We start from the raw sequence: 23955 nt of genomic DNA on the forward strand, positions 1-23955 counted from the left end.
AAGAACCCCGGATAACTACTATGTAGATGCCAATGGAGTTTGGAAGCCAGAATCCTAAAACGAGGTAAGTATACGAAAAAGAGGCAATCAATGCTGACCGGGGAATGCCGCGTAAAGCGGCATTCCCTGTTTTCTATCTAGAGTGCAGGGCAATATGGCAATCATTTATGGGCTTGCCCCGTAAGGGTTTCATAGTTTAACAGGCTGTGGGCAATTCATCCCCTATCCTCTTCAGGTAGGGGATGAATTGCGAACTACACGGCGTTGACGTTTCTATTAAAAGCCGTACAATATAATCATTGGATTCTACCGGAACAGAATAAACAGTAGGCTGGGAGGTAGTTCACTTGACAAATAAATGGGATGATGCTACTATACATACAACTATACTAGGATAATATGTTAAGAGTAAATAATGCCATGAGAGAACGACCGGATTAGAAAAGCTGCCTTATGGTCAAAGTGAAGCTGAGAGAAGCCCTGGATATAAAGGCGTAAAACCGGGGAGTGCAAGGGGCTTTTTAGGACCATATAAGTGTAAGAGATAAAGCAGATCATTTGCGCTTTACCCTCTGCACTTATTTGTTTATAATAAAGGAAGCTGCGCCATAAGCAATCGGCCTGTCATTGAGCGTTTTGGTATGGGCACGTTCAGATAGAGCCTGGGCGTTAACCGAGGGAGGGAGAACGAATGAAGGTTATTGATAAATTTCTGGAATCCCATTGGCTTTCAAAGCCGGAATATATGGAGCTGCTTCAGGCATGGGAGGACGTAGAAACGGCAGGGCGGCTCAGAGATGAGGCGGTAAGGCTTAGGAAGCAATATTATGGAAATAAAGTGTTTACAAGAGGGCTTATAGAATTTACAAATTATTGTAAAAATAACTGCTATTATTGCGGTATCCGAGGCGGAAACTCCCATGTGAAGCGGTATCGGCTGACTGGAGATGAAATTCTGGAATGCTGCAAAGCAGGGTACGAATTAGGATACCGTACCTTTGTGCTCCAGGGTGGGGAGGACGCTTATTACACAGATGAGAAAATGGCAGAAATCATTTATAGGATCAAAAAGGAATACCCGGATTGCGCTCTTACATTGTCAATCGGGGAAAAATCCTATGAAAGCTACCGTATGTTCCGAAGGGCAGGAGCGGATCGGTACCTGCTTCGCCATGAAACAGCAGATGATGAGCTGTACTCCTCTCTGCACCCGGAGACAATGAGGCTGGAAACCAGAAAGCAATGCCTGCTGCATTTAAAGGAATTAGGCTATCAGGTGGGGGCTGGCTTTATGGTGGGAGCTCCAGGACAAAGGCTTGATCATCTGGCGGAGGATTTGTGGTTTTTGCAAACGCTAAAGCCTCAGATGATCGGAATCGGCCCCTTTATTCCCCATCATGATACCATCTATGCGCAGGAAAAGGCAGGGAGTGTTGAGCTGACGCTGTTTTTGCTGTCTGTCATCCGTGTTATGTTTCCTAAAATACTGCTTCCTGCTACAACTGCCCTGGGGACGCTAGATCCCAAAGGAAGGGAAAAGGGCCTTGCCGCAGGGGCAAATGTGGTAATGCCCAATCTGTCTCCTGTGAAGAATCGAAAGCTCTATGAACTCTACGATAATAAAATCTGTACCGGAGACGAGGCCGCCGAATGCAGGGCCTGTCTGGGCAGGAGAGTGGAAAGTGTTGGGTACCAGTTAGTGGAGGAGAGAGGAGATGCGTTATAGAAATGGTAAATGAAAAATTAAAACAACTTCAGGATAATCTGCGTGAGTTAGGAAGTGTAGCAATCGCTTTCTCTGGCGGTGTAGATTCCACCTTTTTGCTTAAGGTGGCTCATGATGTGTTAGGAGAACGAGCGGTTGCTGTGACAGCCAGCTCCTGCTCCTTTCCAGAGAGGGAATTGGAGGAAGCCAGGCGCTTCTGTCAGGAAAATAGGATACGGCATGTCGTATGTGAGTCGGAAGAGCTGGATATTGAGGGCTTCCGGCAGAATCCTCCAAACCGCTGCTATCTGTGTAAGCATGAACTGTTTGAAAAAATCTGGGCCATTGCCAAAGAGGCCGGGTTAGCGGCAGTAGCGGAAGGCTCTAACATGGATGATAACGGAGATTACAGGCCAGGACTAATTGCGGTAAAAGAATTAAATGTGAGAAGTCCCTTAAGAGAGGCCGGACTCTCAAAGGCGGAAATTCGCAGGCTGTCAAAGGAACTTGGCCTTTCCACCTGGGATAAGCAGTCCTTTGCCTGCCTTTCTTCCAGGTTCGTATACGGAGAAACCATTGATGAGGTTAAACTTGGAATGGTAGATAAGGCGGAGCAGCTGCTTTTAGATATGGGCTTTCATCAGGTTCGGGTTAGAATACATGGAAGGATTGCCAGAATTGAAGTGCTGCCAGAAGAATTACCTGATTTATTAGAGCCAAAGGTAAGGTCGAAGCTTACTGCAAAATTGAAAGAGTTTGGATTTTCCTACGTTACTCTGGATTTGGAGGGGTATCGTATGGGAAGCATGAATGAAACGTTAAAGAGGGATTAGCCAGGATGTTGAACCAATTTTCAAGAACGGAATTGCTGTTTGGTAAACGGGCGATGGAGGTATTAAAAAACGCCAGGGTTGCTGTATTCGGAATCGGAGGCGTGGGAGGCTACGCAGTTGAGGCGCTGGTAAGAAGCGGCGTTGGGGAGGTGGATTTAATTGATGATGACAAGGTGTGCCTTACCAATCTCAACCGCCAGATTATCGCCACAAGAAAAACAGTTGGAAAATACAAAGTGGACGTTATGAAGGAGCGGATACTGGAGATTAATCCAGATGCCATAGTGAATACACATAAGTGCTTTTTTCTCCCTGAGACCAGAGAAGAATTTGACTTTAGCCAGTATTCCTATGTGGTGGACGCTGTGGATACTGTGACTGCCAAAATCCAGTTGGTCATAGAGGCGCAAAATGCCGGCATTCCCATCATTAGCTGCATGGGGGCAGGAAATAAGCTGAATCCGGCAGGCTTTGAGGTAGCGGATATTTTCAAGACGTCAGTCTGCCCCTTGGCCAAGGTGATGCGAAGGGAGCTGAAAAAACGGGAGATCAAGCATCTTAAGGTTGTGTATTCAAAGGAAAAGCCGGTTCGTCCTGTGGAAGATATGGCGGTTAGCTGCAGAACGCACTGTATTTGCCCTCCTGGGGCGCAGCACAAGTGTACAGAGAGGAGAGATATTCCAGGCTCTAACGCCTTTGTCCCGGCTGCGGCAGGCCTGATTATAGCCAGCGAAGTGACGAAAGACCTTACAGAGAGCTACAAGCATTGAAGGCTGGTAACACAGCGCTTGTAATGTGCAGGTAATGGCGGGACAGCAGACGCAACTATTTGTTACAGTACTACAGGAGATAGCAGGCTGGGAGAGCTTATTGGCTTTAGCCAATGGGTAACAGCTTGAGTGGTGGCGGCTATTTTAGGGAGCAGCTTAAACGACGAAGCCAGAAGTCCATTTGCCTTCACACTGCAATGTACAGGGAAGGGAACATCTCAGGCAGGCACAAGGGCGCTGTTGGCATAAAATGGGCGGGAGCTAGTATAGGCAGGTATCACAGTATACAGATGAGGAGGAGAGAGAATGGTTTATGATTTTGACACAGTGGTTGACCGGAGGGGAACCAACTCCTTAAAATATGATTTTTCAAAAGAGAGAGGAAAAGGGGAGAATGTGCTCCCGCTGTGGGTGGCGGATATGGACTTTCAGACAGCTCCGGAGATTCTTAAGCGTCTGGAAGAGGTGGTACGGCATGGAATATTTGGTTACAGTGAAGGAAAGGAGGCTTATTTTCGTGCAGTACAGAATTGGTATTTGGAGTATTTTGGATGGAAGGTAAGCAGAAGCTGGCTGGTAAAAACCCCTGGGGTAGTCTTTGCAATCGCGGCGGCAATCCGGGCATTTACGAAGGAAGGGGACTGCGTAATGGTGCAGCAGCCGGTATACTATCCCTTTGGCGAAGTGATTGCGGATAATCAGCGGGTTCTGATTAACAACCCTCTAAAGCAGGTGAATGGCAGATATGTAATCGACTTTGAGGATTTTGAGGAAAAGCTTACGGCCAATCAGGTAAAGCTGTTTTTGCTGTGCAGTCCCCACAATCCAGTGGGCCGTGTATGGGAAGAATGGGAGCTTCGGAAGCTGGGAGACATATGCCTGCGGCATGGTGTGCTGGTAGTCAGCGATGAAATTCACAGTGATTTCACTTACAGAGGGCATAGGCATCATGTATTCGCAAATCTGTCGCCGGAATTTGAGGAGATTACCATTACCTGTACGGCTCCCAGCAAGACCTTCAATCTGGCAGGGCTGCAGATTTCCAATATTTTTATTCCCAATCCAAAGCTTAAGCGCAAGTTTAAGGAAGCGGTTGCTGCCACAGGGTATAGCGAGGCGAATCTGATGGGGCTTGCCGCATGCCAGGCGGCTTATGAGCAGGGAAGACCGTGGCTTAAACAGCTAAAGGAATATCTGGAAGGCAATCTCTCCTTTGTTCGGGAATACCTTAAGGAGCATCTGCCGGAAATCAGCCTGGTGGAGCCAGAAGGGACCTATCTGATTTGGCTGGATTTCAGGGGGCTGGGCCTGACAGAGAGTCAGCGGGAGGAGCTGATCGTGAATAAGGCACATTTGTGGCTGGACAGCGGCGTTATGTTTGGGGCGGGCGGAGAAGGCTTTGAACGGATTAATATTGCCTGCCCTAGAGCAACCCTGGAAAAGGCCCTGTCGCAACTGACGGAAGCGCTGCACAAAGTATGAGACAAAGGGTAAGGCTTCGGAAACGGTAGAGAGGGGAGGGAGCGATGGATATAATAGATTTGGAGACGGCAGCTCAATTAAAATCACTGGTGAAGGAAACATTTTCTGTTCAACTGCATTTTCACGACGGCTGCGGAGGCCAGTATTTTTCCATGGAGAAACCAGCTGGCCGGAGGCTGCGGGAATGGGTTGTAACCTTTGGGGAGGAACGAAGGCTGAAGGTTATATTTTTAGAAGACGGATGCGGATTCTATTTTACTTTATAAGAAGGATCGACGTTGACATTTTCTTGCCAGGTAGCTGGCAATCTATTTTTAAAGCACCAAGAATAAAAAACGTACACTATAATGTACATATGAGGAAGTAGGAAAAATGCTTAATACGAACATAACAAATTTCCGCAAGAATATTTTTGAACTGCTGGAGCAGACAATCAAGTATAATGAGCCGGTGAATATCAGCACAAAGGCAGGAAATGCCGTCATAATCAGCGAGGAAGATTACAACGGCTTGATGGAAACGGTATATCTTTCATCTATTCCGCAACTGCGAGAGCAGATTATCGAAGGCCTGCATACACCGCTTGACGAGTGCTTGCCGGAAAACGAGGTGCACTGGTAATGTACTCAATCGTTTATACAAAAAAATCAGCCAATGATATACAGAACCTTAAGGCGGCAAAGTTGGAGACAAAGGCAAAGGGGTTAATAGACCTTATCCGGGAGAATCCATATCAAACACCGCCTCCACATGAAAAGTTACAAGGTGATTTGCAAGGGGCATACTCCCGGCGTATCTATGAGGTTTTGGAAGAAGAACAGACCGTGAAAATTATTAGCTTATGGACACACTATGAGTTTTAAGGAACGCAAAAAATGAAAGTTGGAATAAGGCTGCCACAATCCCGCTAGCTTTAGATGGAGGGATTGTGGCAGCCTTATTTAAAATGAATAAATAAAAGGCGGGTTAACCCTGTTTCCTTTTGCCAGAGGCTTGCCCTACAGCCTCCGCCAGACAGTCAGGCTCAGCATGTCATGGACAGGGACATGAGGCCAGGGTGACGGATGACCTGGGGCAAATGGGCCTCCAGCTTAGGGATATGCCGGTTACTGGCTTTATAGCAGGTATGTCTTTGCCATAATGTGCTGCCTTTTGCTGTTGTTCAGCTTTTTCTGTAAATGATGGTCTTCTATGATAAAATAAAAATCATAGGAGGCCTTTTATTATGGTAATAGAAAAACGAGGAATGGTTTTCCCAATTACGAATTGCATGGGGTATTTTTACCCCATGTTTCTTTTACTTTATAGGAAAGAGCGACCTTGGCACTTTCTTGTGATTTCTAGTTCTGATCTTCCCTTTTGCATTCCATTTAAAAAAATGGCAGAAAAATCTAGACATGTGATAAGCTGGAAGATACTCTCTTTGGTACGATTTAAAAATATACTCTCGTAATACTGCTCTGCAACGAGATCAATAAGTACTGAATGGAAAAAAGGGGAAAAGTTGTGGAAAAAGAAAAGCTGGTAGTAAAAATGTTAGGGGATTTTTCTGTTGCTTATAATGGCAGGAATATTTCTCCGGGCAGAAATCTGGCAGCTAAAACAATGCAGCTGTTTCAGATGCTGATGCTGAATCCCAGGCATTGTATTTCAAAGGAAAAGATCATGCTGGATTTCTATAAATATGGTGATTTCAGCAATAAAAACAATAGTCTGAATAATATTATTTATCGTTTAAGAAAAATTCTTGCGGATGCCGGTGTTCCGGGAGATTCTTATATATCCATTAAAAGTGGAATGTGCGTATGGGATTGTCCGGTTTCTCTGGAAGTGGACGCTTTGGAATTTAGCGGACTCATGGAAACGTGCAAAAATGTTACACATGAGGAGGGGGAGAATAGAATTGAACTCCTCTGCAAAGCATGGCTTTTGTATAGGGGAGATCTGCTTCCTACTAATTCAATGGAGGAGTGGGTCATACTGGAAAGCGCGCGGTATAAGAAGCTTTACCGCAGCTGTACGAATCAGATTGCGGAATATTTGTGGAAAACAGGGCGATTTGACAGCCTTCTGACTCTGTATACCAAAGCGGTGAGCATTGAACCCTATGAGGAATGGCAGCTGGGCCAGTTGGATGTACTGATGAGCATGGGGAACTATAAAAGGGCCTTTGAGGTTTATGAAAATATGGAACATCTGAATGAATCGATGCTGGAACGGCCTATGTCAGAAGGTATGGAAATGCGTTTCAGGAATATCAGCGAGTATTTGAAAGGAAAGCAGGAGGATATACAGGAGGTTAGGACGAGAATACTGGATTTGCCCATAGAAGCAAGAGAAACGCCTGGCGAACGGGAAGGAGCATACGAATGCTCCTATCCGTTGTTTCTGGAAATGTACCGCTTGATGAGACGGACTGCGGAGCGTTCTAAAACTGCTTCATGTCTGATGCAGTGCATTATCGTCAACAGGCAAAAGCTTCCCATGCAGAATAAGCCTGTCCGGAAAAAAAGTGTTTATCTTGCCGAGGCGATTAAGGAATCCCTGCGCTGCGGAGACATCTTTACTCAATATATGGAGGGTAAGTTTCTTATTATATTAAACAGAGCAGAAAAAGAACATTGTAAAAGAATATTCAAACGTATTGCCGGCCGCTACGAAATACTGGGAGGCAGCCGCCGGGATCTGGAGTGGCAGGTGACATTGATTACAAAATTCTGAAAATGATACCGGTATTCCGGTAGAGAACCAGCTAAAATATGAGCTTGTTATGATAATCAATGAATAACGGGGGAGGAACTATGTATACAAGCGAAAAATGGCAAAAATATTTAGATACGTGATAAGAAGAAAGATAGGTAGTTTGGTAGAGTAAAGAAAGCAGGCATAAAAGAGATTAGGAGGGAGGATAGATGCATTCGACAATTAGAAAAATATGGAATTGGGTGACAAGTGTTCTGGTGGCCGCAATCGTGGTTCTGGCAATCATGCTTGTTGGCATACGTGCAATAGGGTTGACACCATACAGCGTACTCAGCGGAAGTATGGAGCCGAAATATCCGGTGGGATCGCTGATTTATGTGAAGAAGACGAATCCCCATAATATTAAGGTGGGAGATACTATCACCTTTGTATTGAATGAAGACCTGGCGGTTGCTACCCATGAGGTTTGGGATATTGATGAGGAACATACGTGCTTCTACACCCAGGGCATTGCCAATAAAGATGCAGACGGCAATATCATACATGACGGGAATCCAGTCCATTTCAATAATCTGATCGGCAAACCGGTGTTTTGTATACCGGGTCTGGGATATTTCACAGACTATGTCACCAGACCGCCGGGCATGTATCTAGCTGCTAGCATCGCATTGATATTGCTGATGCTGACCTTTGTCCCGGATCTGATCGATAAAGCGGATGAAATGGACAGGAAGAAAGAAGCAGAGAAAAAGAACACGGAAAAGCAGGAAAACTAAAAAGGCGTATTAAAGTTACAGAACTTTAATCGTAAAAAGGCAAAAATGAAGAGGGCACAAGGAGTGCAAGAAAGGAGAAATGAAGTATGAAAAAGCAGATGATTGCAGGTATGGCGGCAGCTATGATTTGCGTGGGAGTAATTGGAGGGACCTTTGCATGGCTGACCAGTGAGGTAGAGACGGTGACGAATACCTTTACAGTAGGTAATGTTAATATCAGCCTGGCAGAGACATCGACGCCGGATGACGATAAGGGTATTAAAGCTGGCACTGCATTAACAGGAGGAGGTTATAACTATAAGTTATTCCCAGGCTCTACTTATTCGAAAGCGCCTGTCGTAACTGTGACGGATACTAGCGAAACTTGCTATGTGTTTATTAAGGTAGAGAATGGAATTTCTTTAATTGAAACTGCAACGCAGGAAGATAAGATTGCTGCTCAGATAACAAACAATGGGTGGGAAGAACTTAGCGGACATGATGGATATTACGTTTATAGCTCAATGATTGAAAATGATGCGGATGACAAAGCGCTTGAGGTATTTGATACCTTTACAATAGCTGGTACCGTTGACAATGATACATTGGCGGATTATGCAGATGCTGAGGTTGTAATTACTGCCTGCGCGATCCAGGCTGAGGGATTTGCCACAGCAGAAGAAGCTTTTGCAGCTTGCCCAGCTGGTTTTACAGGGATTTCAGCTACAGAGTAATCCAATCTCTCTATAATTTAAACGCACGATTGGATTCCATGTGTAAGGAGATTTAGCTTATGAAAAAGAAAACAGCAGCAATCTTAATGGCGATTGTCATGCTATGCAGTGGTGTTGCCGGAGCAACGGTTGCGTGGCTGGCAGCTCAGACTTCCGAGATTGTTAATACCTTTACCTACGGTGATATTAATCTGGAATTGACGGAAACGAAACCGGAATTAGTGAATGGAGTCAGAACGGTGAAAATGATACCGGGAAGTACGATTGAAAAAGACCCGGCTGTTGTAGTAAAAGCAGGAAGTGAAGCTTGCTGGGTATTTGTAAAGGTGGAGAAGGAACATAATCTGGATACATACCTTGATTATTCTATTGCTTCGGGATGGACAGAGCTTACCGGTGAGACTGGTGTTTATTATCGGGAACAGGAGAGTCTAGCAGAGGCAACAGCAGATGTGACGTATTACATTTTGACGGATAATCAAGTGACTGTATATGAGACAATTACAAAAGAGCAGTTGGAGTTAATTGGAAGCAGCACTCCAAAGCTGAAATTTACTGCATATGCAGTCCAGAAAGAAAACATCCATTCAGTGGCAGAAGCGTGGGCTAAAGTAGCTCCCGCAGCAACAACTCCGTAAGCCTCTCTGGAGGATGGCGCTGACAAGCAGAAAGGCAAAGCAAACCATGAAAAAGAAAAAAATAATGACGATTGCTCTGGCATTGTCTGTGGTATCGATTATCGCAGCAGGCGGTTCTCTTGCTTATTTCACAGATAAGGATCAGAAGGAAAATGTTTTCATCATGGGAAACGTTGATATCGAGCTGGAAGAACAGTTCCAGCAAGATTCAAAGCTGATTCCCGGCGGCGAAAATATGAATCTGGTAGAGAAGATGGTTGATGTGAAAAATGCCGGCTCGGAAGATGCTTATGTAAGGGTACACATTGGGGTGCCAAAGGCTGCCGATCCCTGTATACATCTGGTAAAAGGCAAAGCGCCGGATAGCATTTCTTACCCGTGGGTATGGTCCGATGAAACATATGATGTTACCTATGAAAACAAGGATTATACAGTACATATGGCTACCTACCAGCGCAGGATGGCAGAAGAAGGAAAGACGGTCATTCCGGCTATCGAGGCTGTTTATATGGACAGCGCTGTGACCAATACAACGATTAGTGAATTAAAAGATTATGGCGCCGTTGCGGATGGCAAGCTGGATATCAAAGTGATGGCAGAAGGCGTACAGGCGGAAGGGTTTGGGGACGCTGAGTCCGCGTTTGCTGCCGCATTTGGAGAGATCAGCGAAACAAACAACCCTTTTACAGGATATAGTAAGTAAATAAACAAGAGCGGCAATTATCTGGAAGGTGGTTACGGACGGTTGCCTGTCTCTGCAATATCGGATTTTGAGATGGAACACACACCATTTTCATGGGGATGAAGTGACAGAGATAAAAAGGAAAGGTGGGAAGGGGCATGAAAAAGAAAATCCTGATTCTGGCAGCAATCGCAGCAACCGGTTCTTTTGGCGCCTATGGAACTCTGGCTTATTTTACAGCCACTGGAACTGAAAAAAATGTGATTACGGCGGGAACGGTTAATATTGAGCTCCATGAAGAAACCACCGATGGACAGCCATTTCCAGAAGATGGGATTCAGAATGTAATGCCCGGCCAGGTGGTAGATAAGATTGTGTTTGTAGAAAATACGGGAGAAAACCAGGCGTGGGTGCGAGTAAAGGTGGAGAAAAAGCTTGTAAGATCCGAACCGCCGGAGGATGAACATGCGGCAAAACAGTGTATTAAGCTAGATTTCAATGATGCCCAATGGGTGGCGCATGACGGCTGGTTTTATTATAAGGACAAGGTCGATCCGGGAAAGAATACGGAAAAACTGTTCACGAAGGTGGAATTTTCCGGTGATGTGGGAAATGATCGTAAAAACAGTACGGTATTTATCGATGTGGCGGCGCAGGCAGTACAATGCGCGAACAATGGGGAGTCCGTAATGGATGCAGACGGATGGCCGGCAGAATAAGCGGAGAAAGAGGTAGAGAAAGATGAAAATGAGAAAATTGGTTTTACTCATGTTAAGCTTGGTTTTATTCATTTCGTTGACGGCAAATTCTCCGATTAAAGCCCTTGCGCTTACCGGGAGGGCTGGTTGGCATGAAGATTCCGGCAGAAGTATTAAGATAGATTCAGATGATACGTCCCACAGCCAGAGCTCGGATTCCGCTGTGTCGATAGACGATGATGACGTTTTGAATGATTCTGGAAGCGGAAGTGGAGAAGAAGGCGGAAGCGAAGAAGAAGGAGGAAGTAAAGAAGGGGGCGAAAGGGGAGAGGAAAGCGGAGCCGGAGCGGAAGGTGAAAGCAAGGAAGAGGGTGGAAGCGAAGAAGACGAAAGGGGAACGGAAAGCGGAGCCGGAGCGGAAGGCGGAAGCGAAGAAGAAGGAGGAAGTAAAGAAGAGGGCGAAAGGGGAGAGGAAAGCGGAGCCGGAGCGGAAGGCGGAAGCGAAGAAGAAGGAGGAAGTAAAGAAGAGGGCGAAAGGGGAGAGGAAAGCGGAGCCGGAGCGGAAGGCGAAAGCAAGGAAGAAGGCGGAAGCGAGACAGATGTAAACCCTGATATTCCCCAGGATTCTGAAGGAGTGATTGATGATGAAAACGAGCCGAATCTATCGGATGGAGGAACTTCGTCAGCAGGCAACCATGCGGCTGGGATTATGTCAGCTTCCGAGAAGATAGAAAAAGAGGATGAGGCGAGTCCTTCGGAAGCCACTAAGCTTACTACAGAGGAAATAGATTCCATGGAAGTAGAAGAACTATATGAAATTCTTCTTGAAGATGGAACAGAAGAAGGCTGGAACCATGTTTTGGGCTTGATGACAGCGGAAAAACTGAATGAATTGATTGAGTATCTGATTGAAATAGGAGTAATTGAAGAACCGGAAGTAGAAGAACCGGAAACCGTGGAGGTAACAGATCCCGGCCCTTTTCTGGAGTTTATAGGTCCGAGGCGTATGATGACGAGAGCAGTTACGCAGACCAACTCGGAGGAAGATAAGGGGCTGTATTTGAATAAAACAGTAGAGACTGATAAACAAGGGAATCCCTTGCTCCGTCTGGAGGCCTATACTACTGGCAAGGTAACTACGGCTACGACCACAAATCCGCTGGATATTGTACTGGTTTTGGATCAGTCGGGAAGTATGGCCTGGGATTTTGGAGGTAATGATACGAATACGAATACAGAGAGACGCCAGTATGCGGTGAAGGAAGCGGTAAAGAACTTTATTAATGCAGTTTATGAAAAAACGGCTGATGCGGATGGAAGTTTGTTAGTAGAAAATAGAATGGGAATCGTCACTTTTGGAACTACTGCAACATCCTTGCGTGGATTAACTGCTGTGGACGACAATGGGAGAAATGATTTAATAGATGCAGTGAATGGGCTGCCAGATGTTCCCTCTGGTGCTACACGAATAGATTATGGTGTTGAGGAAGCAGCAGATATGCTGGCGGATAGTGTTTATAATGAAAAGGTAGTTATTATATTTACCGATGGGGTACCTGCTGATCGCACGGAATTTAATATAGATATTGCCAATGGCGCTATTGAAGCAGCCAATAAAATATCCGATGCGACGATTTATACAGTAGGTATATTTGGAGGTGCGAATCCAAATGAGTTACATGGGGCGTATTTTGATAGGGTAATTGATGCTTGGGATGTGGTGTGTTCAGGAGAAGTAGGCAGCATCTGGGGAAAATCTAATTTAAATGATTGGTTTTCTGGTGATGTGCTGGATATTGATATTCCTGCTGGAAATCGATTTTTAAATTATCTATCCTCAAATTATGATGCAGAGGAAATAGGTATTGAGTCAGGAACATATGCACCTGAAACGGGGATATATGAAGAAATGTTTGGTATTCAATTCCCAGTAGGAAATACTTCTGGTAAGGGATATCAGATAACCGAAAATTATGAAAGAAATCAAAATGACGAAGGAGGATTTGATAATTATTATTTAACAGCAGGTGATGCCGATTCCCTGAAAGAGATTTTCCAGACAATATCCGAACAAATTTCAACGCCGGATATTACGCTGGGAAGTGATACAATAATCAGAGATGTGATTTCACCGTATTTTATGCTTCCAGAAGGTACAAATGACAGTTCAATTAATTGTTACACTGTGCCGTGTACGGGTGGAAATAAAGAGGATGGATTTTCCTTTGACCAAAATAGAAAAATAGAATTATTAAATGTTTCTATTGATATACACGAAAAGACCATTGACGTAACCGGTTATGATTTCAATGCAAATTTCGTTGCAGAGGAAGCAAAATCAGACGGCAGTCATGGAGAAAAGCTGGTTATTGAAATCCCAATTGAAGCTGATTATTCCTCAGGAACCTTTGGAGGCGAGGATTTTATCACCAATGATGCAGAGTCAGGCGTGTATCGGGAGACAGAAGAAGGCGTGGAAGAAAGCATTAAAGCGTTTAACCAGCCGACGGCTTCTATTCCTGTGAGGTACTGCTTTGACGGCCAGGATATGACCATTTACCTTGGAAATGGAATAGATAGCTTGGAAAATCTTTTGGAAAGCTATGTAGCGGAGGGAGAAAGCTTTACTCCAGGAGAACCAGATAATGCAGGTGAGATTGCTAATAATGAAAAAGTCACTATTATTTATAAGATAACCTGTGCTGGAGAAGATTATTTTTATAAGGTGTCAGCAGGAACAAGAATCTCGGACGGCACATGGGTTACAGATATATCTGGAGCTACGGAAACAACACCGCCATCTGCTTATCTGAAAGAAAAAAAGGAATGTACGATAAGCGCAGTTATTATTTCTGATGGTAATGCAAATAATAAAGCAAATGCGTTGTTTGAGGATACAAAGGATATAAGCACCACCGCTAATATATATGTATCCAAACCTCAGATTCCTTTCTCTGACAGCAGCATCTACCTGGGAGAAATGCCTGACTACAGCAAAAACAGGCAGGGTGATATTGAATGGAGGGTTCCGTCAAGCGATATTCCTGTGGGAGAAACTTCCCCGGAGGCAGTGGGAACGTCTCCTGCTGTAACTATTACAGGTTATAGGCCTGCGTTTAATGTAGAAGGTGCTTTTGAAAAAGATACTGATGTAAAGGTAACGGAAGTAGTGGTTGGTTCATTGTCATTTGACATGGAAGATTCAACGTCAGAAGATTATGGCGCAGACCATATTACATTTACTCATACAAGGTGTGGAGAAGTAGAAAATTGTGGTTTTGATCCGAATGCTCCGAATAACGATAAGCAGTTCAGAGTTCATGTAAAACCCTGTACGCTTACAATAAAGAAAAGGGTGGACAAACTGGAAAATACCGGGCAGACATTTATCTTCAACGTAGAAGGTCCCAACAGCTCCCAATGGCAGGTAGCAGTAAAAGCAGCAGGAGAGACAACGCTGACAGGTCTGCCTATAGGTGAATATACAGTGACGGAGCTTGAGGACTGGTCGTGGCGCTATGAGGCTGAGAATGGTGGCGTTGCAGAGGCGGCGCTTTCAAAGGATGAGCCTAATGGCTCTGTAACGATTACAAATAGTCTGCAAACGAGTAAATGGCTGACTCATGAATGCTTGGTTACGAACACGTTTGATTCAATCGCATCAGATTCATCATTCACTGAGACGACAATCGTAGCAGATGTGAAATCTTTGAGGGCTATGAGAGGAGAAAAGGAAGGATGAAAGGCGGAAGTAGGAAGAAAGTAGAGTCTTTTAGAATGAGACTGAAAAGGGGGATTCTGATTCCTGCTCTCGCTGCGGTCTTTCTTGCGGCAGGAATGGCCGGCGGTACCGTTGCATGGATGATTGCCGGTACGGATGAAGTTGTCAATACCTTTAAGCCTGTAGAGGTTACAGATGAAATCGAGGAAGTTTTTGATAATCAGATAAAAGAAAATGTAAAAATCAGAAATACAGGCGATATTGCTGCCTATGTAAGAGTGGTGCTTGTACCTGCCTGGGTAGACGCGGACGGAAATATTGCCGCGCAGAAGCCGGATGAAGGTGATTACGAGATAGATATAAATGAGACAGATTGGTTTTCTGTGGCTACTGATGGGATAACATTCTGGTATTGCAAGACGAACGTGGAAGCAGATGCAGAAAGTCCGGTGCTGATCAAGTCCTGCCGGCCGCTTGATTCTGAACATGGTATGGACGGAAGCCCGCTCCATTTTCAGCTAAAAGTAATCTCATCTTCAATCCAGGCGGAGCCGGATCGCGCTGTTCATGAAGCTTGGCCGGCAGTGAAAGTCAGTGATGGTGAACTGGTGCTTGTAACATCAGGAGTCGGAAATTAGAAGGAGGGCGTAAGGCATGAGTAGATTAAAAAGCAGGCTGGCAGCCCTGGCTTTAACAGTCGTTAGCTCTGGTTCAATGGCATTTGCGGCAGCGGCGTCAGACAGTTCCGTAACCTATAAAGGAGGAGCTGAGAATTTCGTATTTGTTCCCGGAAATACCGATCTGTTTCAGAATTTTAAGGGTGTAATGCCGGGAGATACCCTGACTCAGACGATTACGGTAAAAAATACAGTGAGTACCAGCCGCGGTGTGAATATTTATCTCAGAGCGGAAAGCTATGATGAGACGGCAGAGGCCTTTCTAAAACAGATGACGCTGATAGTAAAACAGGGAGAAACGATATTGTCAGACGCATCTGCCGGCCAAAAGGGCGGGCTGACAGAGAATGTGAGCCTCGGTAATTTTTCAGCAGGAGAAGAAGCGCAGCTGGATGTGTCCTTGAAGGCTCCGCTGGAAATGGGAAATGAGTTCCAGGCGGCTTCGGCGGATATTGTTTGGGTATTCACTGCGGAGGAGATAACTGGCGGAGGTTCCAGCGGAGGTTCTTTGGGAGGTGGCTTCGGCGCAGGAAGAGGCTCTATTATTACAACGGGGTCTGTGATGATTCCGGAGGAACAGATTCCTTTGGCTCCTGCAGAAGAAATTCCTCCAAGCGGAAGGCTTCCTCAGACAGGTCAGCTTTGGTGGCCTGTACCGATTTTAGCGGCAAGCGGTGCTTTGTGCCTGAAGACAGGATTCATAAGAGGAAAGGAACGAAGACAGGATGATGCGGACTAAAAAAGGTTTAGCTTTCATAGATGGAGGGCTGCTGCTTCTTGCAGCGGCCCTTCTTTTAACAGGGTATAATCTCTGGGATTCCTGGAGGGCAAAGGAGGAGGCAGGCAAGATTGCGGCAGTGCTGGAAAGCCATATGGATAGCCAGGAGAAGGAAATGGACAAAAAGGATGTGCCGGCGGATAGCAGCAGGACAGATGAGCAGGAAGAGATCACAGCAGTTGTTATCGACAAAGAAAACTATATCGGTATGCTGGAGATACCCTCATTGAGGCTGGAACTACCAGTTATGGGAGAGTGGAGCTATCCGAAGCTCAGAATCGCTCCCTGCCGTTATACTGGTTCTGTATATCAGAATGATATGATCATCGCAGGTCATAATTATGATTCTCATTTCGGAAGGCTGAAGAAGCTGCAGGCAGGAGATGAGATCAGATTTACAGATGTACATGGCATTACATATTTTTATAAAGTAATTTCACAGGAAATTCTGGAAAAAAACGCAGTAGAACAGATAAAGAAAGGCGGCTGGGATCTGACACTCTTCACCTGCACCATAGGAGGTACGCGGAGGATCGCAGTGCGCTGTAAGAGGATGGACACCCCGGAGATCAGCCTATGATCTTCCAGGGCATAATTCTTTTTATCCTTGAAAACGTATCTCCCGGCTTGGATTGAGTGTATTCGTGGCCGTTAGTCAAACACAGATTCTGAGTCCCACTCCAGTATGGAACCGGTAGCAGCATCAATCTCGAAATCGTATTCTACATTATCGTAAATAATACTTCCTTCAAAAATGGTTTTTCCATTGTCTGTGTCAGTTTTAATCCTGATATGTGAAGCGTCTGCGCCGGGAACCCGTTCCAGAGCCAGCTTCTGAGCCTGATCTATGGTGACAGCGCCTGTCTGTGCGCCGCTTTGCTGGCCGGCCCAGACATGATCCTCAACCTCGTAGTCGTAGCTGCTGATTTCTCCGGTAGCTGCGAGAATATCGTAATCATACTCCTTTCCCTGAGTAAAGAAATTTACATCATATGTCTGTATGCCATTATCTGTTTCCAGCTTAACATCCGAGTAGAGAATATCCTCCGGCTTGACGCCTGCATGAGTGCGGGCAATTTCCAAAGCCTTGCTTTCTGAAATGATGCCTGCTGCTGATGCAGGTGAGGTAACGGCAGAAACAGCTATGTTCGATTCCTTAGCTGCAGCCGGATCAGGAGGCAGGGGAGAGGAGCTTTGAGAGAGGGACTGGGGAGCAGCCGGCTGGGGGGCGACGGCCTGGGTTGAGGCCGTTGTACGTTGTGGGGCTGCGCTGGCACAGCCGGTAAGGGACAGAGATAAGGCAGAGACAACTGCTAATACAATCAATGAATTTTTTTTCATAATCAGTACTCCTTTTCAATTTGAATTAAGCTTATTTTCATTTGCTATGAAGTATAGGCCATAATAATTAAAGCTAGATTAAAAAATAAAAAATTCATCCAATTATTAGCCCTACAAATTAGGGCTGCATATTTTGTTGGAGCTTGTTAGTTTATCCGGCGCAACAGGTTAATTTATTTATAGAACAGGAAATTCAAAAGAAAAACAGCTTCCCTTTCCCAACTCGCTTTCTGCCCTTATGGAACCGCCGTGGGCTGAAACAATCCATTTTACCATAGAAAGACCCAGGCCGGCGCCGCGTCCTTTTTCAACCGTACGGGAGGGATTTACCTGATAAAAACGCTCCCACACATGGCCCAGGCATTCTTCGGGAATACCGATTCCATCATCCTTTACATAACCCTTTACACCTTTTTCATCAGAGGAAAGGCCCACCTTAATGTGTCCGCCTGTCCTGCCATAGCTGACAGCGTTGGAAATCAGATTGATGAACAGACGCATGATCATAGTTTCATCTGCCTGTATCAAAACATCCGGCTGAACCGCAAGCTCCAGAGAGATGCTCTTTTGGGCTGCAGCTTCTTCTAATTCCTGGGCTACCATTTCACAAAGCTCACTTATATTCACTGTTTCCAGTTGAAGCTGCTGGGTGTTGCAGTCTGCTCTGGATAAGGTAAGAAGCTGAGAAACCAGCCGGGCCATTCTCTGGGATTGCTCCAGAATACTTTGAAGGCTTTCACTCTCCGGACTTCCCTCCGGCGCATGCTCCAGCGCGTATTCACATTGGGAGATAATCACAGAGATGGGCGTCCTAAGTTCGTGAGATACGTCGGAGGTGAATCGTTTTTCCTTCTCAAATTGACGCTCCAGCTGCTCAAGCATCTCATCGAAGGTGCCAGCCAGCTGGTAAAGCTCATCCTTTCCTTTGACCAGACCAATTCTCTGAGACAGATCTCCGCCTGTGCTGATGCCCCTGGCAGTGGCTGACATCTGAATTACAGGAAGGAAGGCGCGTTTGGTGATAAGATAGCCGCCTACAGCTGCAAGCGCTGCCAGAAATGGAAACAGCACAAGGGCAATATGGGAGATAGCAGTCAATGCCTCCTCTGAGTCTGTCTGGGAGGAAATGCCCCGAATCCAGACTGGGCCGTAGCCTGGCACCTCCAGGTGTCTGTCATATACGTGCCACACAGAACCGCCCTCACGAATGACCTGCTGCCGGCCATCCTTGAATACCATTCCATCCGGGAAATTGCCGGGCGCCTGACCGAACAGGGGATAGCCCAGACGGTCATAAATGCCAAGCCAGACCTCATTTTGAAAGACGCTCAAATCATCATCTATGTCTAGCTGCCCATCCTCCCAGTCCCATTTTATTTCATGAAGGCAGGAAAATACTCGTTCTTCCAGCCGGTTTTTTACATTGTTTTGTATATAGCGGTTGCTGGCAGACAAAAGCACAGCCAGGGCCAGGCCGGACAGCAGAACCATAATTCCTGTATACCACAAGGTTACACGCATTTTAATGGACAATCGTTTCATTCATCCGCCCTCAGTACATAGCCGGCGCCCCGAACTGTATGAATCAGCTTTTGCTCAAAGCCCTCGTCAATTTTCTTCCTCAGGTAGCGGATGTAAACATCCACCACGTTGGAGCCTCCTGCATAATCGTAGTTCCAGATATGGGCTTCGATTTTTTCGCGGCTGAGTACAATTCCTTTATTCCGTATCAGGTATTCCAGAACAGAAAATTCCTTGCTGGACAGAGTTATTTCCTGTTCACCCCGCATAATCCGATGAGCTTCACAGTCTACCACAAGATCTGCCAGCTCATAGCGGTTGCTCACATGATCCGATGTACGCCGGAGCATAACCCGGATTCTAGCCAGAAGCTCGTCAAAGGCAAAGGGCTTTACCATATAGTCGTCTGCTCCGCAGTCCAGTCCTGATACCCGATCCTGTATGCCGTCCCTGGCAGTAAGCAACAAAACTGGAGCTTTGATTCCTTCGCCGCGCAGCTGCTTTAGAACCTTCATGCCGTCCAGCTTGGGCATCATAATATCCAGAATAATGGCGTCGTAGTCAGTCATGCGGATATAATCCAAAGCTGCCTCGCCGTCATAGCAGGCGTCTACTGTATAGTGTTCCCCTTCCAGCCGTTTTACAAGAACCTGATTTAATCCCTTTTCATCCTCAGCGATAAGAAGCCTCATAAGGTGATTTCTCCTTTTTATATGTAATCGTATTAGGTAATTACGAAACTCTGAAAGCCTTATAAAACCATACAAAGTTTTATCTGAATGCATTCAGTTTAGCTTTCTTTCCTATCAAAATATATAAAGTCTGGACAGTGAGTCTCACAATTACCTATCTATATAATAATCTATGGTATATGGCTGCTCAAGCCGGCCACAACCCCGGTAAGCACAAGGGGGGTTATATTTAAGCGGGACATCCACTTGACTGAATCGGCATATAATGCTGTTATCAGTTCGGGCTGATATGTATTTGCTGCCATGTGTTCATGGCTGCTGTAAGGAACGCCCGGCAAGAGATTGCTATCCTCATTATAGCGGACGTTCTCTTTTTTGTCAGCAGGCGTTTTGTCTGTTTTCTATTTTATGAGGCTTTTCATAACCCCACAATATACTAACTATTCTTATCATGTATTATTATGATGGCAAACTTTATGGTATGCTATATAAACAGATGCATAAGATGCGTATTATTTTCAGCAGGAGGGATTGCCTTATGTCAGGCGGAAAGATTTTTAAATTCCATAGTGACCTGGACACGGATCAAATAATTGGTTCACAGTACCTTTTATTGCCAACCATTGAGGAGATGAAGGAGCATGCCTTTGAGTCTCTGGATCCGGATTTTCCAAAGAAGGTAAAGGAGGGGGATTACATAGTAGGAGAGGAGAATTTTGGCTGCGGTTCCTCCAGGGAGCAGGCTCCCAGTGTGTTGAAGGCCCTGGGCGTAAGAGCTGTGGTTGCTAAATCATTTGCCAGGATTTTTTATAGAAACGCGATCAATATTGGACTTCCTGTGATTGTATGCAAGGAGCTTCCGGATGTGGTAAACACGGGAGACACGATGGAGCTTTCCCTGTCAGAGGGAGTTGCCAGGACAGGGGGGAAGGAATATCCCTGTACGAAGCTTCCTGAATATATGCAGAATATTCTGAATCAGGGGGGGCTGATTGCGGCTTTAAATAGGGAGGAGGCGTAAGAAATGGGAATGACCATTGCAGAGAAAATTATAGCGGCGGCAGCAGGAGTAGACTTTGTAAAGCCGGGTGATATACATACCGTCAATTTGGATCGCCTGATGAGCAATGACGGAACGACCCACCTGACCGTTGATATGTACAATAATAACCTTAAAAATCCACAGATTGCAGACAGGTCAAAGCTGGTTTTTATCGTAGATCATAATGTGCCTGCGGACAATCCGAAGACAGCAGCTTCCCAGAAGAAGATGCGGGATTTTGCGAGAGAGCATAAGATTGATTTCTGGGAGGGAAAGGGAGTATGCCATCAGATTATGATGGAGAATTACGTTTGTCCTGGAGAGCTAATCTTCGGGGCGGACAGCCATACCTGTACCTACGGAGCTTTGGGGGCCTTTGGAACTGGGGTAGGATGTACGGATTTCCTCTATGGAATGGTGACAGGAACCTCCTGGGTGCTGGTGCCTGAGACTGTGAGGTTTAATCTGGTGGGGAAGCTCCCTGATGGAGTTTATCCAAGAGATTTGATGCTTACGATTATCGGAGAGATCGGGGCCAACGGATGCAATTACCAGGTAATGGAGTTTGGGGGAGAAGGGGCCGGAAGCCTCAGTGTGGATGACCGCATGGTGCTGTGTAATTTAGCAGTGGAGGCAGGAGCTAAAACAGGTATATTTGAGGCGGACGAGGTTGCTTTGGAATATCTGAGAGCCCGTGGAAGGGAGCCCAAGGCTGTGTATACCAGTGATGAGGATGCGGTCTATGCCAGAGAGTACACCTTTGATCTGTCCGGAATACAACCTGTGGTGGCAAGGCCTGATTTTGTAGATGATGTGGTGCCTGCAAAGGAGGTGCTGGGTATCAGGATTGATGAAGCATTTTTAGGCTCCTGCAATAACGGAAGAATTGAGGAGCTGCGGGTGGGAGCCGGGATTTTAAAGGGCAAACGGGTAGCTGAAGGAGTACGCTTTCTGGTGGTTCCTGCAAGCCTTGAGGTGTATAGGCAGGCGTTGAAGGAAGGGCTTATTGGCATCTTTATGGAAGCAGGAGCTGTTGTAATGAATCCTAACTGCAGTGTGTGCTGGGGAAGCTGTCAGGGTGTTATGGGAGAAAATGAAGTGCTTATCAGCACAGGAACCCGTAATTTTAAGGGACGTGCAGGGCACCCAAGCTCTAAGGTCTACCTGGGGTCGGCTGCTACGGTTACGGCCTCGGCCGTCGCAGGAAAGATCGCCCTGGCAAAGCAGGTCTCCGGTATATAAATCAAAGGCCCCTGCAGCAAGCTGAGAGCTCCCTTCCCAGGCTCAGCAGTATAAGCTGCTGGCAAACTAAGAGAAAGGAATTGGATATGGAGATATATACAGGGAAGGTCTGGGTGCTGGGAGATGATATTGACACGGATATTATCATTCCGACAGAATATCTGGCCCTTAAGACCATTGACGATATGAAACAGTACGGCTTTAGCCCTCTGCGCCCGGAGCTGGCCGGACAGATGAGGGAGGGGGATATAATCGTGGCCGGCAGGAACTTTGGCTGCGGCTCCTCCAGGGAGCAGGCGCCGGAGATTATTAAGGCATTGGGTGTCAAATGCGTGATTGCCAAGTCCTTTGCCAGAATCTTTTTTCGCAATTCGATAAACAATGGGCTGCTGCTCATAGAACAGCCGGATCTTTATGATGATATGACGGAAGGAGACAGCATTACAGTGGCGGTCAACCGCTATGTGGAATATAAAGGCAGGGAATACCCCATTGCCTCCCTTCCCCAAAACCTGGTGGATATTATCAACGCAGGAGGGCTGGTTAAAGCCATGAGAAAGCAAAATGGGCTGGATTAGGAATGGATTGAGGAGATTGGCATGGGAAATACAATCATTGAAAAGATCATAAAGCATAACACAGGTGCGGCTTCTGTGAAGCCGGGGGATATTGTTACTGTAAAGGTAGATCGGGTGATGATACACGATATTTTTATCCCCTTTGTGGCTGAAAAATTTGAAGAGATGGGGTTTAAAAAACTCTGGGCCCCGGATAAGGCAGTTCTGATTTACGATCATCTGGTTCCGGCCAGCCAATTAGATGATACCAGACATTTCCGGATTGGGGATGCATTTGCGGCCAGGTATGGGATGGAACATGTACATAGAAGCGACGGTATTTGCCACCAGCTTATGACTGAGGAGGGATATGTAAAGCCTGGAGACGTGGTCTTTGGCACTGACAGCCATACAACCACCTACGGCTGTGTGGGAGCATTTTCCTCTGGTATCGGGTACACGGAGATGGCAAGTATTCTGGGTACTGGTACAATGTGGATTAAGGTTCCTGAGACGATCAAGGTGGTGATTGAAGGAAAGCTGCCGGAGGATGTGATGTCAAAGGATATTATCCTCCGGCTGATCGGAGATTTGGGGGCGGACGGCGCTACTTACAGGGCTTTGGAATTTACCGGGAGCGCTGTGAGGGAGATGACAGTTGCAAGCCGTATGACCATAGCAAATATGGCTGTGGAGGCAGGCGCGAAATGCGCGCTGTTTACTCCGGATGACAAGACGGCAGAGTACTGCAGAATTGAGCTGAATGACTACCAGAAAAACCTGGAGGGAGATAAGGACGCCTCATATATGAGAACAATGGTATACAGGGCGGAGGATTTCGTGCCGGTTATGGCATGCCCCTCTCAGGTAGATAAGATTAGAGATGTAAGTGAACTGGAAGGAACTGTAATCGATCAGGTATTTATCGGCTCCTGCACCAACGGGCGGTTGGAGGATCTAATAGCGGCGGCCCAGGTGCTGAAAGGCAAACGGGTAGCCGGCTATGTGAAGCTGATTGTGACGCCGGCCAGCCGGAAGATTTATAATGAGGCCATTGCCTGCGGAGCCATTGAGATTCTGGCGGAGGCAGGGGCTATTATCACTCATCCTGGCTGCGGGCTATGCTGCGGAAGAACCGGAGGAATCTTAAGCGACGGTGAGCGGGTGGTGGCAACGAATAACCGGAACTTTCTGGGGAGAATGGGAACCTCTAAGGTAGAAATATATCTGGCTTCTCCTAGGACGGCAGCGGCTTGTGCCGTGGCCGGAAGGATTGTGAGGCCCGGAGGCAGATCGCTGTAAAGGACGTTCTCTTTTGGCTGCATTGAATGTTATTAGCACTCGATAAAAATGAGTGCTAATTTTTTGTTGACATTTTCCTGTC

Annotated in this window: 24 protein-coding genes; 21 read left to right on the forward strand and 3 right to left on the reverse strand. The window is 46.2% G+C overall.

Translation table 11 applies throughout. The features are described from left to right. Positions 1 to 691 precede the first annotated feature (691 nt). The 17 genes from hydE to FYJ39_RS13465 all read left to right on the forward strand — a co-directional run bounded on the left by hydE (position 692) and on the right by FYJ39_RS13465 (position 16756). Positions 692 to 1726, forward strand: a complete 1035-nt coding sequence (hydE, locus tag FYJ39_RS13385) for a [FeFe] hydrogenase H-cluster radical SAM maturase HydE (protein ID WP_154472979.1) — start codon at positions 692 to 694, stop codon at positions 1724 to 1726. A 2-nt stretch (positions 1727 to 1728) separates the two neighbouring features. Then, the gene (gene larE / locus FYJ39_RS13390) at positions 1729 to 2538 is read left to right on the forward strand and encodes an ATP-dependent sacrificial sulfur transferase LarE (protein ID WP_178257919.1); all 810 of its coding nucleotides are present in this window, start codon (positions 1729 to 1731) and stop codon (positions 2536 to 2538) included. A gap of 5 nt (positions 2539 to 2543) precedes the next feature. Beyond that, positions 2544 to 3308 carry a tRNA threonylcarbamoyladenosine dehydratase gene (locus FYJ39_RS13395; RefSeq protein WP_154472981.1) on the forward strand — a complete coding sequence of 255 codons (765 nt, stop codon included), beginning with the start codon at positions 2544 to 2546 and terminating at the stop codon, positions 3306 to 3308. Between the two features lie 306 nt (positions 3309 to 3614). After that, on the forward strand, positions 3615 to 4790 hold the full coding sequence (locus tag FYJ39_RS13400) for a MalY/PatB family protein (protein ID WP_154472982.1): 1176 nt from the start codon (positions 3615 to 3617) through the stop codon (positions 4788 to 4790). Between the two features lie 44 nt (positions 4791 to 4834). Continuing rightward, on the forward strand, positions 4835 to 5056 hold the full coding sequence (locus FYJ39_RS13405) for an RDAC family protein (RefSeq protein ID WP_154472983.1): 222 nt from the start codon (positions 4835 to 4837) through the stop codon (positions 5054 to 5056). 106 nt (positions 5057 to 5162) lie between these two features. Further along, on the forward strand, positions 5163 to 5411 hold the full coding sequence (locus FYJ39_RS13410) for a type II toxin-antitoxin system Phd/YefM family antitoxin (protein ID WP_154472984.1): 249 nt from the start codon (positions 5163 to 5165) through the stop codon (positions 5409 to 5411). After that, positions 5411 to 5653, forward strand: coding sequence for a Txe/YoeB family addiction module toxin (locus FYJ39_RS13415; RefSeq protein WP_154472985.1), 243 nt, complete (start codon positions 5411 to 5413; stop codon positions 5651 to 5653). Before FYJ39_RS13410 ends, FYJ39_RS13415 begins: the two co-directional genes overlap by 1 nt. A gap of 643 nt (positions 5654 to 6296) precedes the next feature. Then, a complete protein-coding gene (locus tag FYJ39_RS13420; protein WP_195840438.1) occupies positions 6297 to 7511 on the forward strand; it encodes an AfsR/SARP family transcriptional regulator in 1215 nt (404 codons plus the stop codon). A 191-nt stretch (positions 7512 to 7702) separates the two neighbouring features. Next, positions 7703 to 8269 carry a signal peptidase I gene (locus FYJ39_RS13425; RefSeq protein ID WP_154472987.1) on the forward strand — a complete coding sequence of 189 codons (567 nt, stop codon included), beginning with the start codon at positions 7703 to 7705 and terminating at the stop codon, positions 8267 to 8269. Positions 8270 to 8355: 86 nt separating this feature from the next. Beyond that, positions 8356 to 8982 carry a TasA family protein gene (locus FYJ39_RS13430; RefSeq protein ID WP_154472988.1) on the forward strand — a complete coding sequence of 209 codons (627 nt, stop codon included), beginning with the start codon at positions 8356 to 8358 and terminating at the stop codon, positions 8980 to 8982. Positions 8983 to 9041: 59 nt separating this feature from the next. Next, positions 9042 to 9620: a hypothetical protein gene (locus tag FYJ39_RS13435; protein ID WP_154472989.1), complete on the forward strand. Its 579-nt coding sequence runs from the start codon at positions 9042 to 9044 to the stop codon at positions 9618 to 9620. A gap of 46 nt (positions 9621 to 9666) precedes the next feature. Further along, on the forward strand, positions 9667 to 10323 hold the full coding sequence (locus FYJ39_RS13440) for a TasA family protein (protein ID WP_195840439.1): 657 nt from the start codon (positions 9667 to 9669) through the stop codon (positions 10321 to 10323). 137 nt (positions 10324 to 10460) lie between these two features. Next, positions 10461 to 11021, forward strand: coding sequence for a SipW-dependent-type signal peptide-containing protein (locus tag FYJ39_RS13445; RefSeq protein ID WP_154472991.1), 561 nt, complete (start codon positions 10461 to 10463; stop codon positions 11019 to 11021). Positions 11022 to 11043: 22 nt separating this feature from the next. Beyond that, positions 11044 to 14742, forward strand: coding sequence for a vWA domain-containing protein (locus FYJ39_RS13450; RefSeq protein WP_154472992.1), 3699 nt, complete (start codon positions 11044 to 11046; stop codon positions 14740 to 14742). After that, a complete protein-coding gene (locus FYJ39_RS13455) occupies positions 14739 to 15359 on the forward strand; it encodes a hypothetical protein (RefSeq protein ID WP_154472993.1) in 621 nt (206 codons plus the stop codon). Before FYJ39_RS13450 ends, FYJ39_RS13455 begins: the two co-directional genes overlap by 4 nt. Before the next feature lie 16 nt (positions 15360 to 15375). Further along, entirely contained in the window at positions 15376 to 16137 is a 762-nt protein-coding gene (locus FYJ39_RS13460; RefSeq protein WP_154472994.1) for a hypothetical protein, read from the forward strand. Continuing rightward, positions 16124 to 16756, forward strand: coding sequence for a sortase (locus FYJ39_RS13465; protein WP_154472995.1), 633 nt, complete (start codon positions 16124 to 16126; stop codon positions 16754 to 16756). Before FYJ39_RS13460 ends, FYJ39_RS13465 begins: the two co-directional genes overlap by 14 nt. Positions 16757 to 16827: 71 nt before the next feature. Here the strand turns inward: FYJ39_RS13465 and FYJ39_RS13470 are convergent, their stop codons facing one another. From FYJ39_RS13470 to FYJ39_RS13480, 3 genes are all read right to left on the reverse strand, one after another. Beyond that, the gene (locus FYJ39_RS13470) at positions 16828 to 17517 is read right to left on the reverse strand and encodes a PepSY domain-containing protein (protein WP_154472996.1); all 690 of its coding nucleotides are present in this window, start codon (positions 17515 to 17517) and stop codon (positions 16828 to 16830) included. A gap of 177 nt (positions 17518 to 17694) precedes the next feature. Then, positions 17695 to 19059, reverse strand: coding sequence for a HAMP domain-containing sensor histidine kinase (locus tag FYJ39_RS13475; protein ID WP_154472997.1), 1365 nt, complete (start codon positions 19057 to 19059; stop codon positions 17695 to 17697). Continuing rightward, entirely contained in the window at positions 19056 to 19730 is a 675-nt protein-coding gene (locus tag FYJ39_RS13480) for a response regulator transcription factor (protein ID WP_154472998.1), read from the reverse strand. The genes FYJ39_RS13475 and FYJ39_RS13480 overlap by 4 nt, the downstream gene beginning before the upstream one ends. Positions 19731 to 20268: 538 nt before the next feature. Here FYJ39_RS13480 and FYJ39_RS13485 point away from each other — a divergent pair. The 4 genes from FYJ39_RS13485 to FYJ39_RS13500 all read left to right on the forward strand — a co-directional run bounded on the left by FYJ39_RS13485 (position 20269) and on the right by FYJ39_RS13500 (position 23873). Further along, positions 20269 to 20751, forward strand: a complete 483-nt coding sequence (locus FYJ39_RS13485) for a LeuD/DmdB family oxidoreductase small subunit (protein WP_154472999.1) — start codon at positions 20269 to 20271, stop codon at positions 20749 to 20751. Between the two features lie 3 nt (positions 20752 to 20754). After that, a complete protein-coding gene (locus FYJ39_RS13490) occupies positions 20755 to 22014 on the forward strand; it encodes a 3-isopropylmalate dehydratase large subunit (RefSeq protein WP_154473000.1) in 1260 nt (419 codons plus the stop codon). An 86-nt stretch (positions 22015 to 22100) separates the two neighbouring features. Continuing rightward, entirely contained in the window at positions 22101 to 22592 is a 492-nt protein-coding gene (locus FYJ39_RS13495; protein WP_154473001.1) for a LeuD/DmdB family oxidoreductase small subunit, read from the forward strand. Positions 22593 to 22613: 21 nt separating this feature from the next. After that, complete coding sequence (locus FYJ39_RS13500; protein ID WP_154473002.1) at positions 22614 to 23873, forward strand: 3-isopropylmalate dehydratase large subunit; 1260 nt, start codon at positions 22614 to 22616, stop codon at positions 23871 to 23873. The last annotated feature ends 82 nt before the right edge of the window (positions 23874 to 23955 follow it).

It is taken from the genome of Clostridium porci (assembly GCF_009696375.1).
GTDB classification, from domain to species: domain Bacteria; phylum Bacillota; class Clostridia; order Lachnospirales; family Lachnospiraceae; genus Enterocloster; species Enterocloster porci.

Coding starts and splice junctions, on each gene's coding strand:
- hydE (WP_154472979.1), top strand. CDS start 692: ATGAAGGTTATTGATAAATTTCTGGAATCCCATTGGCTTTCAAAGCCG.
- FYJ39_RS13435 (WP_154472989.1), top strand. CDS start 9,042: ATGAAAAAGAAAACAGCAGCAATCTTAATGGCGATTGTCATGCTATGC.
- FYJ39_RS13430 (WP_154472988.1), top strand. CDS start 8,356: ATGAAAAAGCAGATGATTGCAGGTATGGCGGCAGCTATGATTTGCGTG.
- FYJ39_RS13460 (WP_154472994.1), top strand. CDS start 15,376: ATGAGTAGATTAAAAAGCAGGCTGGCAGCCCTGGCTTTAACAGTCGTT.
- FYJ39_RS13450 (WP_154472992.1), top strand. CDS start 11,044: ATGAAAATGAGAAAATTGGTTTTACTCATGTTAAGCTTGGTTTTATTC.
- FYJ39_RS13485 (WP_154472999.1), top strand. CDS start 20,269: ATGTCAGGCGGAAAGATTTTTAAATTCCATAGTGACCTGGACACGGAT.
- FYJ39_RS13500 (WP_154473002.1), top strand. CDS start 22,614: ATGGGAAATACAATCATTGAAAAGATCATAAAGCATAACACAGGTGCG.
- FYJ39_RS13415 (WP_154472985.1), top strand. CDS start 5,411: ATGTACTCAATCGTTTATACAAAAAAATCAGCCAATGATATACAGAAC.
- FYJ39_RS13470 (WP_154472996.1), bottom strand. CDS start 17,517: ATGAAAAAAAATTCATTGATTGTATTAGCAGTTGTCTCTGCCTTATCT.
- FYJ39_RS13425 (WP_154472987.1), top strand. CDS start 7,703: ATGCATTCGACAATTAGAAAAATATGGAATTGGGTGACAAGTGTTCTG.
- FYJ39_RS13490 (WP_154473000.1), top strand. CDS start 20,755: ATGGGAATGACCATTGCAGAGAAAATTATAGCGGCGGCAGCAGGAGTA.
- FYJ39_RS13445 (WP_154472991.1), top strand. CDS start 10,461: ATGAAAAAGAAAATCCTGATTCTGGCAGCAATCGCAGCAACCGGTTCT.
- FYJ39_RS13480 (WP_154472998.1), bottom strand. CDS start 19,730: ATGAGGCTTCTTATCGCTGAGGATGAAAAGGGATTAAATCAGGTTCTT.
- FYJ39_RS13410 (WP_154472984.1), top strand. CDS start 5,163: ATGCTTAATACGAACATAACAAATTTCCGCAAGAATATTTTTGAACTG.
- FYJ39_RS13395 (WP_154472981.1), top strand. CDS start 2,544: ATGTTGAACCAATTTTCAAGAACGGAATTGCTGTTTGGTAAACGGGCG.
- FYJ39_RS13405 (WP_154472983.1), top strand. CDS start 4,835: ATGGATATAATAGATTTGGAGACGGCAGCTCAATTAAAATCACTGGTG.
- FYJ39_RS13465 (WP_154472995.1), top strand. CDS start 16,124: ATGATGCGGACTAAAAAAGGTTTAGCTTTCATAGATGGAGGGCTGCTG.
- larE (WP_178257919.1), top strand. CDS start 1,729: ATGGTAAATGAAAAATTAAAACAACTTCAGGATAATCTGCGTGAGTTA.
- FYJ39_RS13475 (WP_154472997.1), bottom strand. CDS start 19,059: ATGAAACGATTGTCCATTAAAATGCGTGTAACCTTGTGGTATACAGGA.
- FYJ39_RS13455 (WP_154472993.1), top strand. CDS start 14,739: ATGAAAGGCGGAAGTAGGAAGAAAGTAGAGTCTTTTAGAATGAGACTG.
- FYJ39_RS13495 (WP_154473001.1), top strand. CDS start 22,101: ATGGAGATATATACAGGGAAGGTCTGGGTGCTGGGAGATGATATTGAC.
- FYJ39_RS13400 (WP_154472982.1), top strand. CDS start 3,615: ATGGTTTATGATTTTGACACAGTGGTTGACCGGAGGGGAACCAACTCC.
- FYJ39_RS13440 (WP_195840439.1), top strand. CDS start 9,667: ATGAAAAAGAAAAAAATAATGACGATTGCTCTGGCATTGTCTGTGGTA.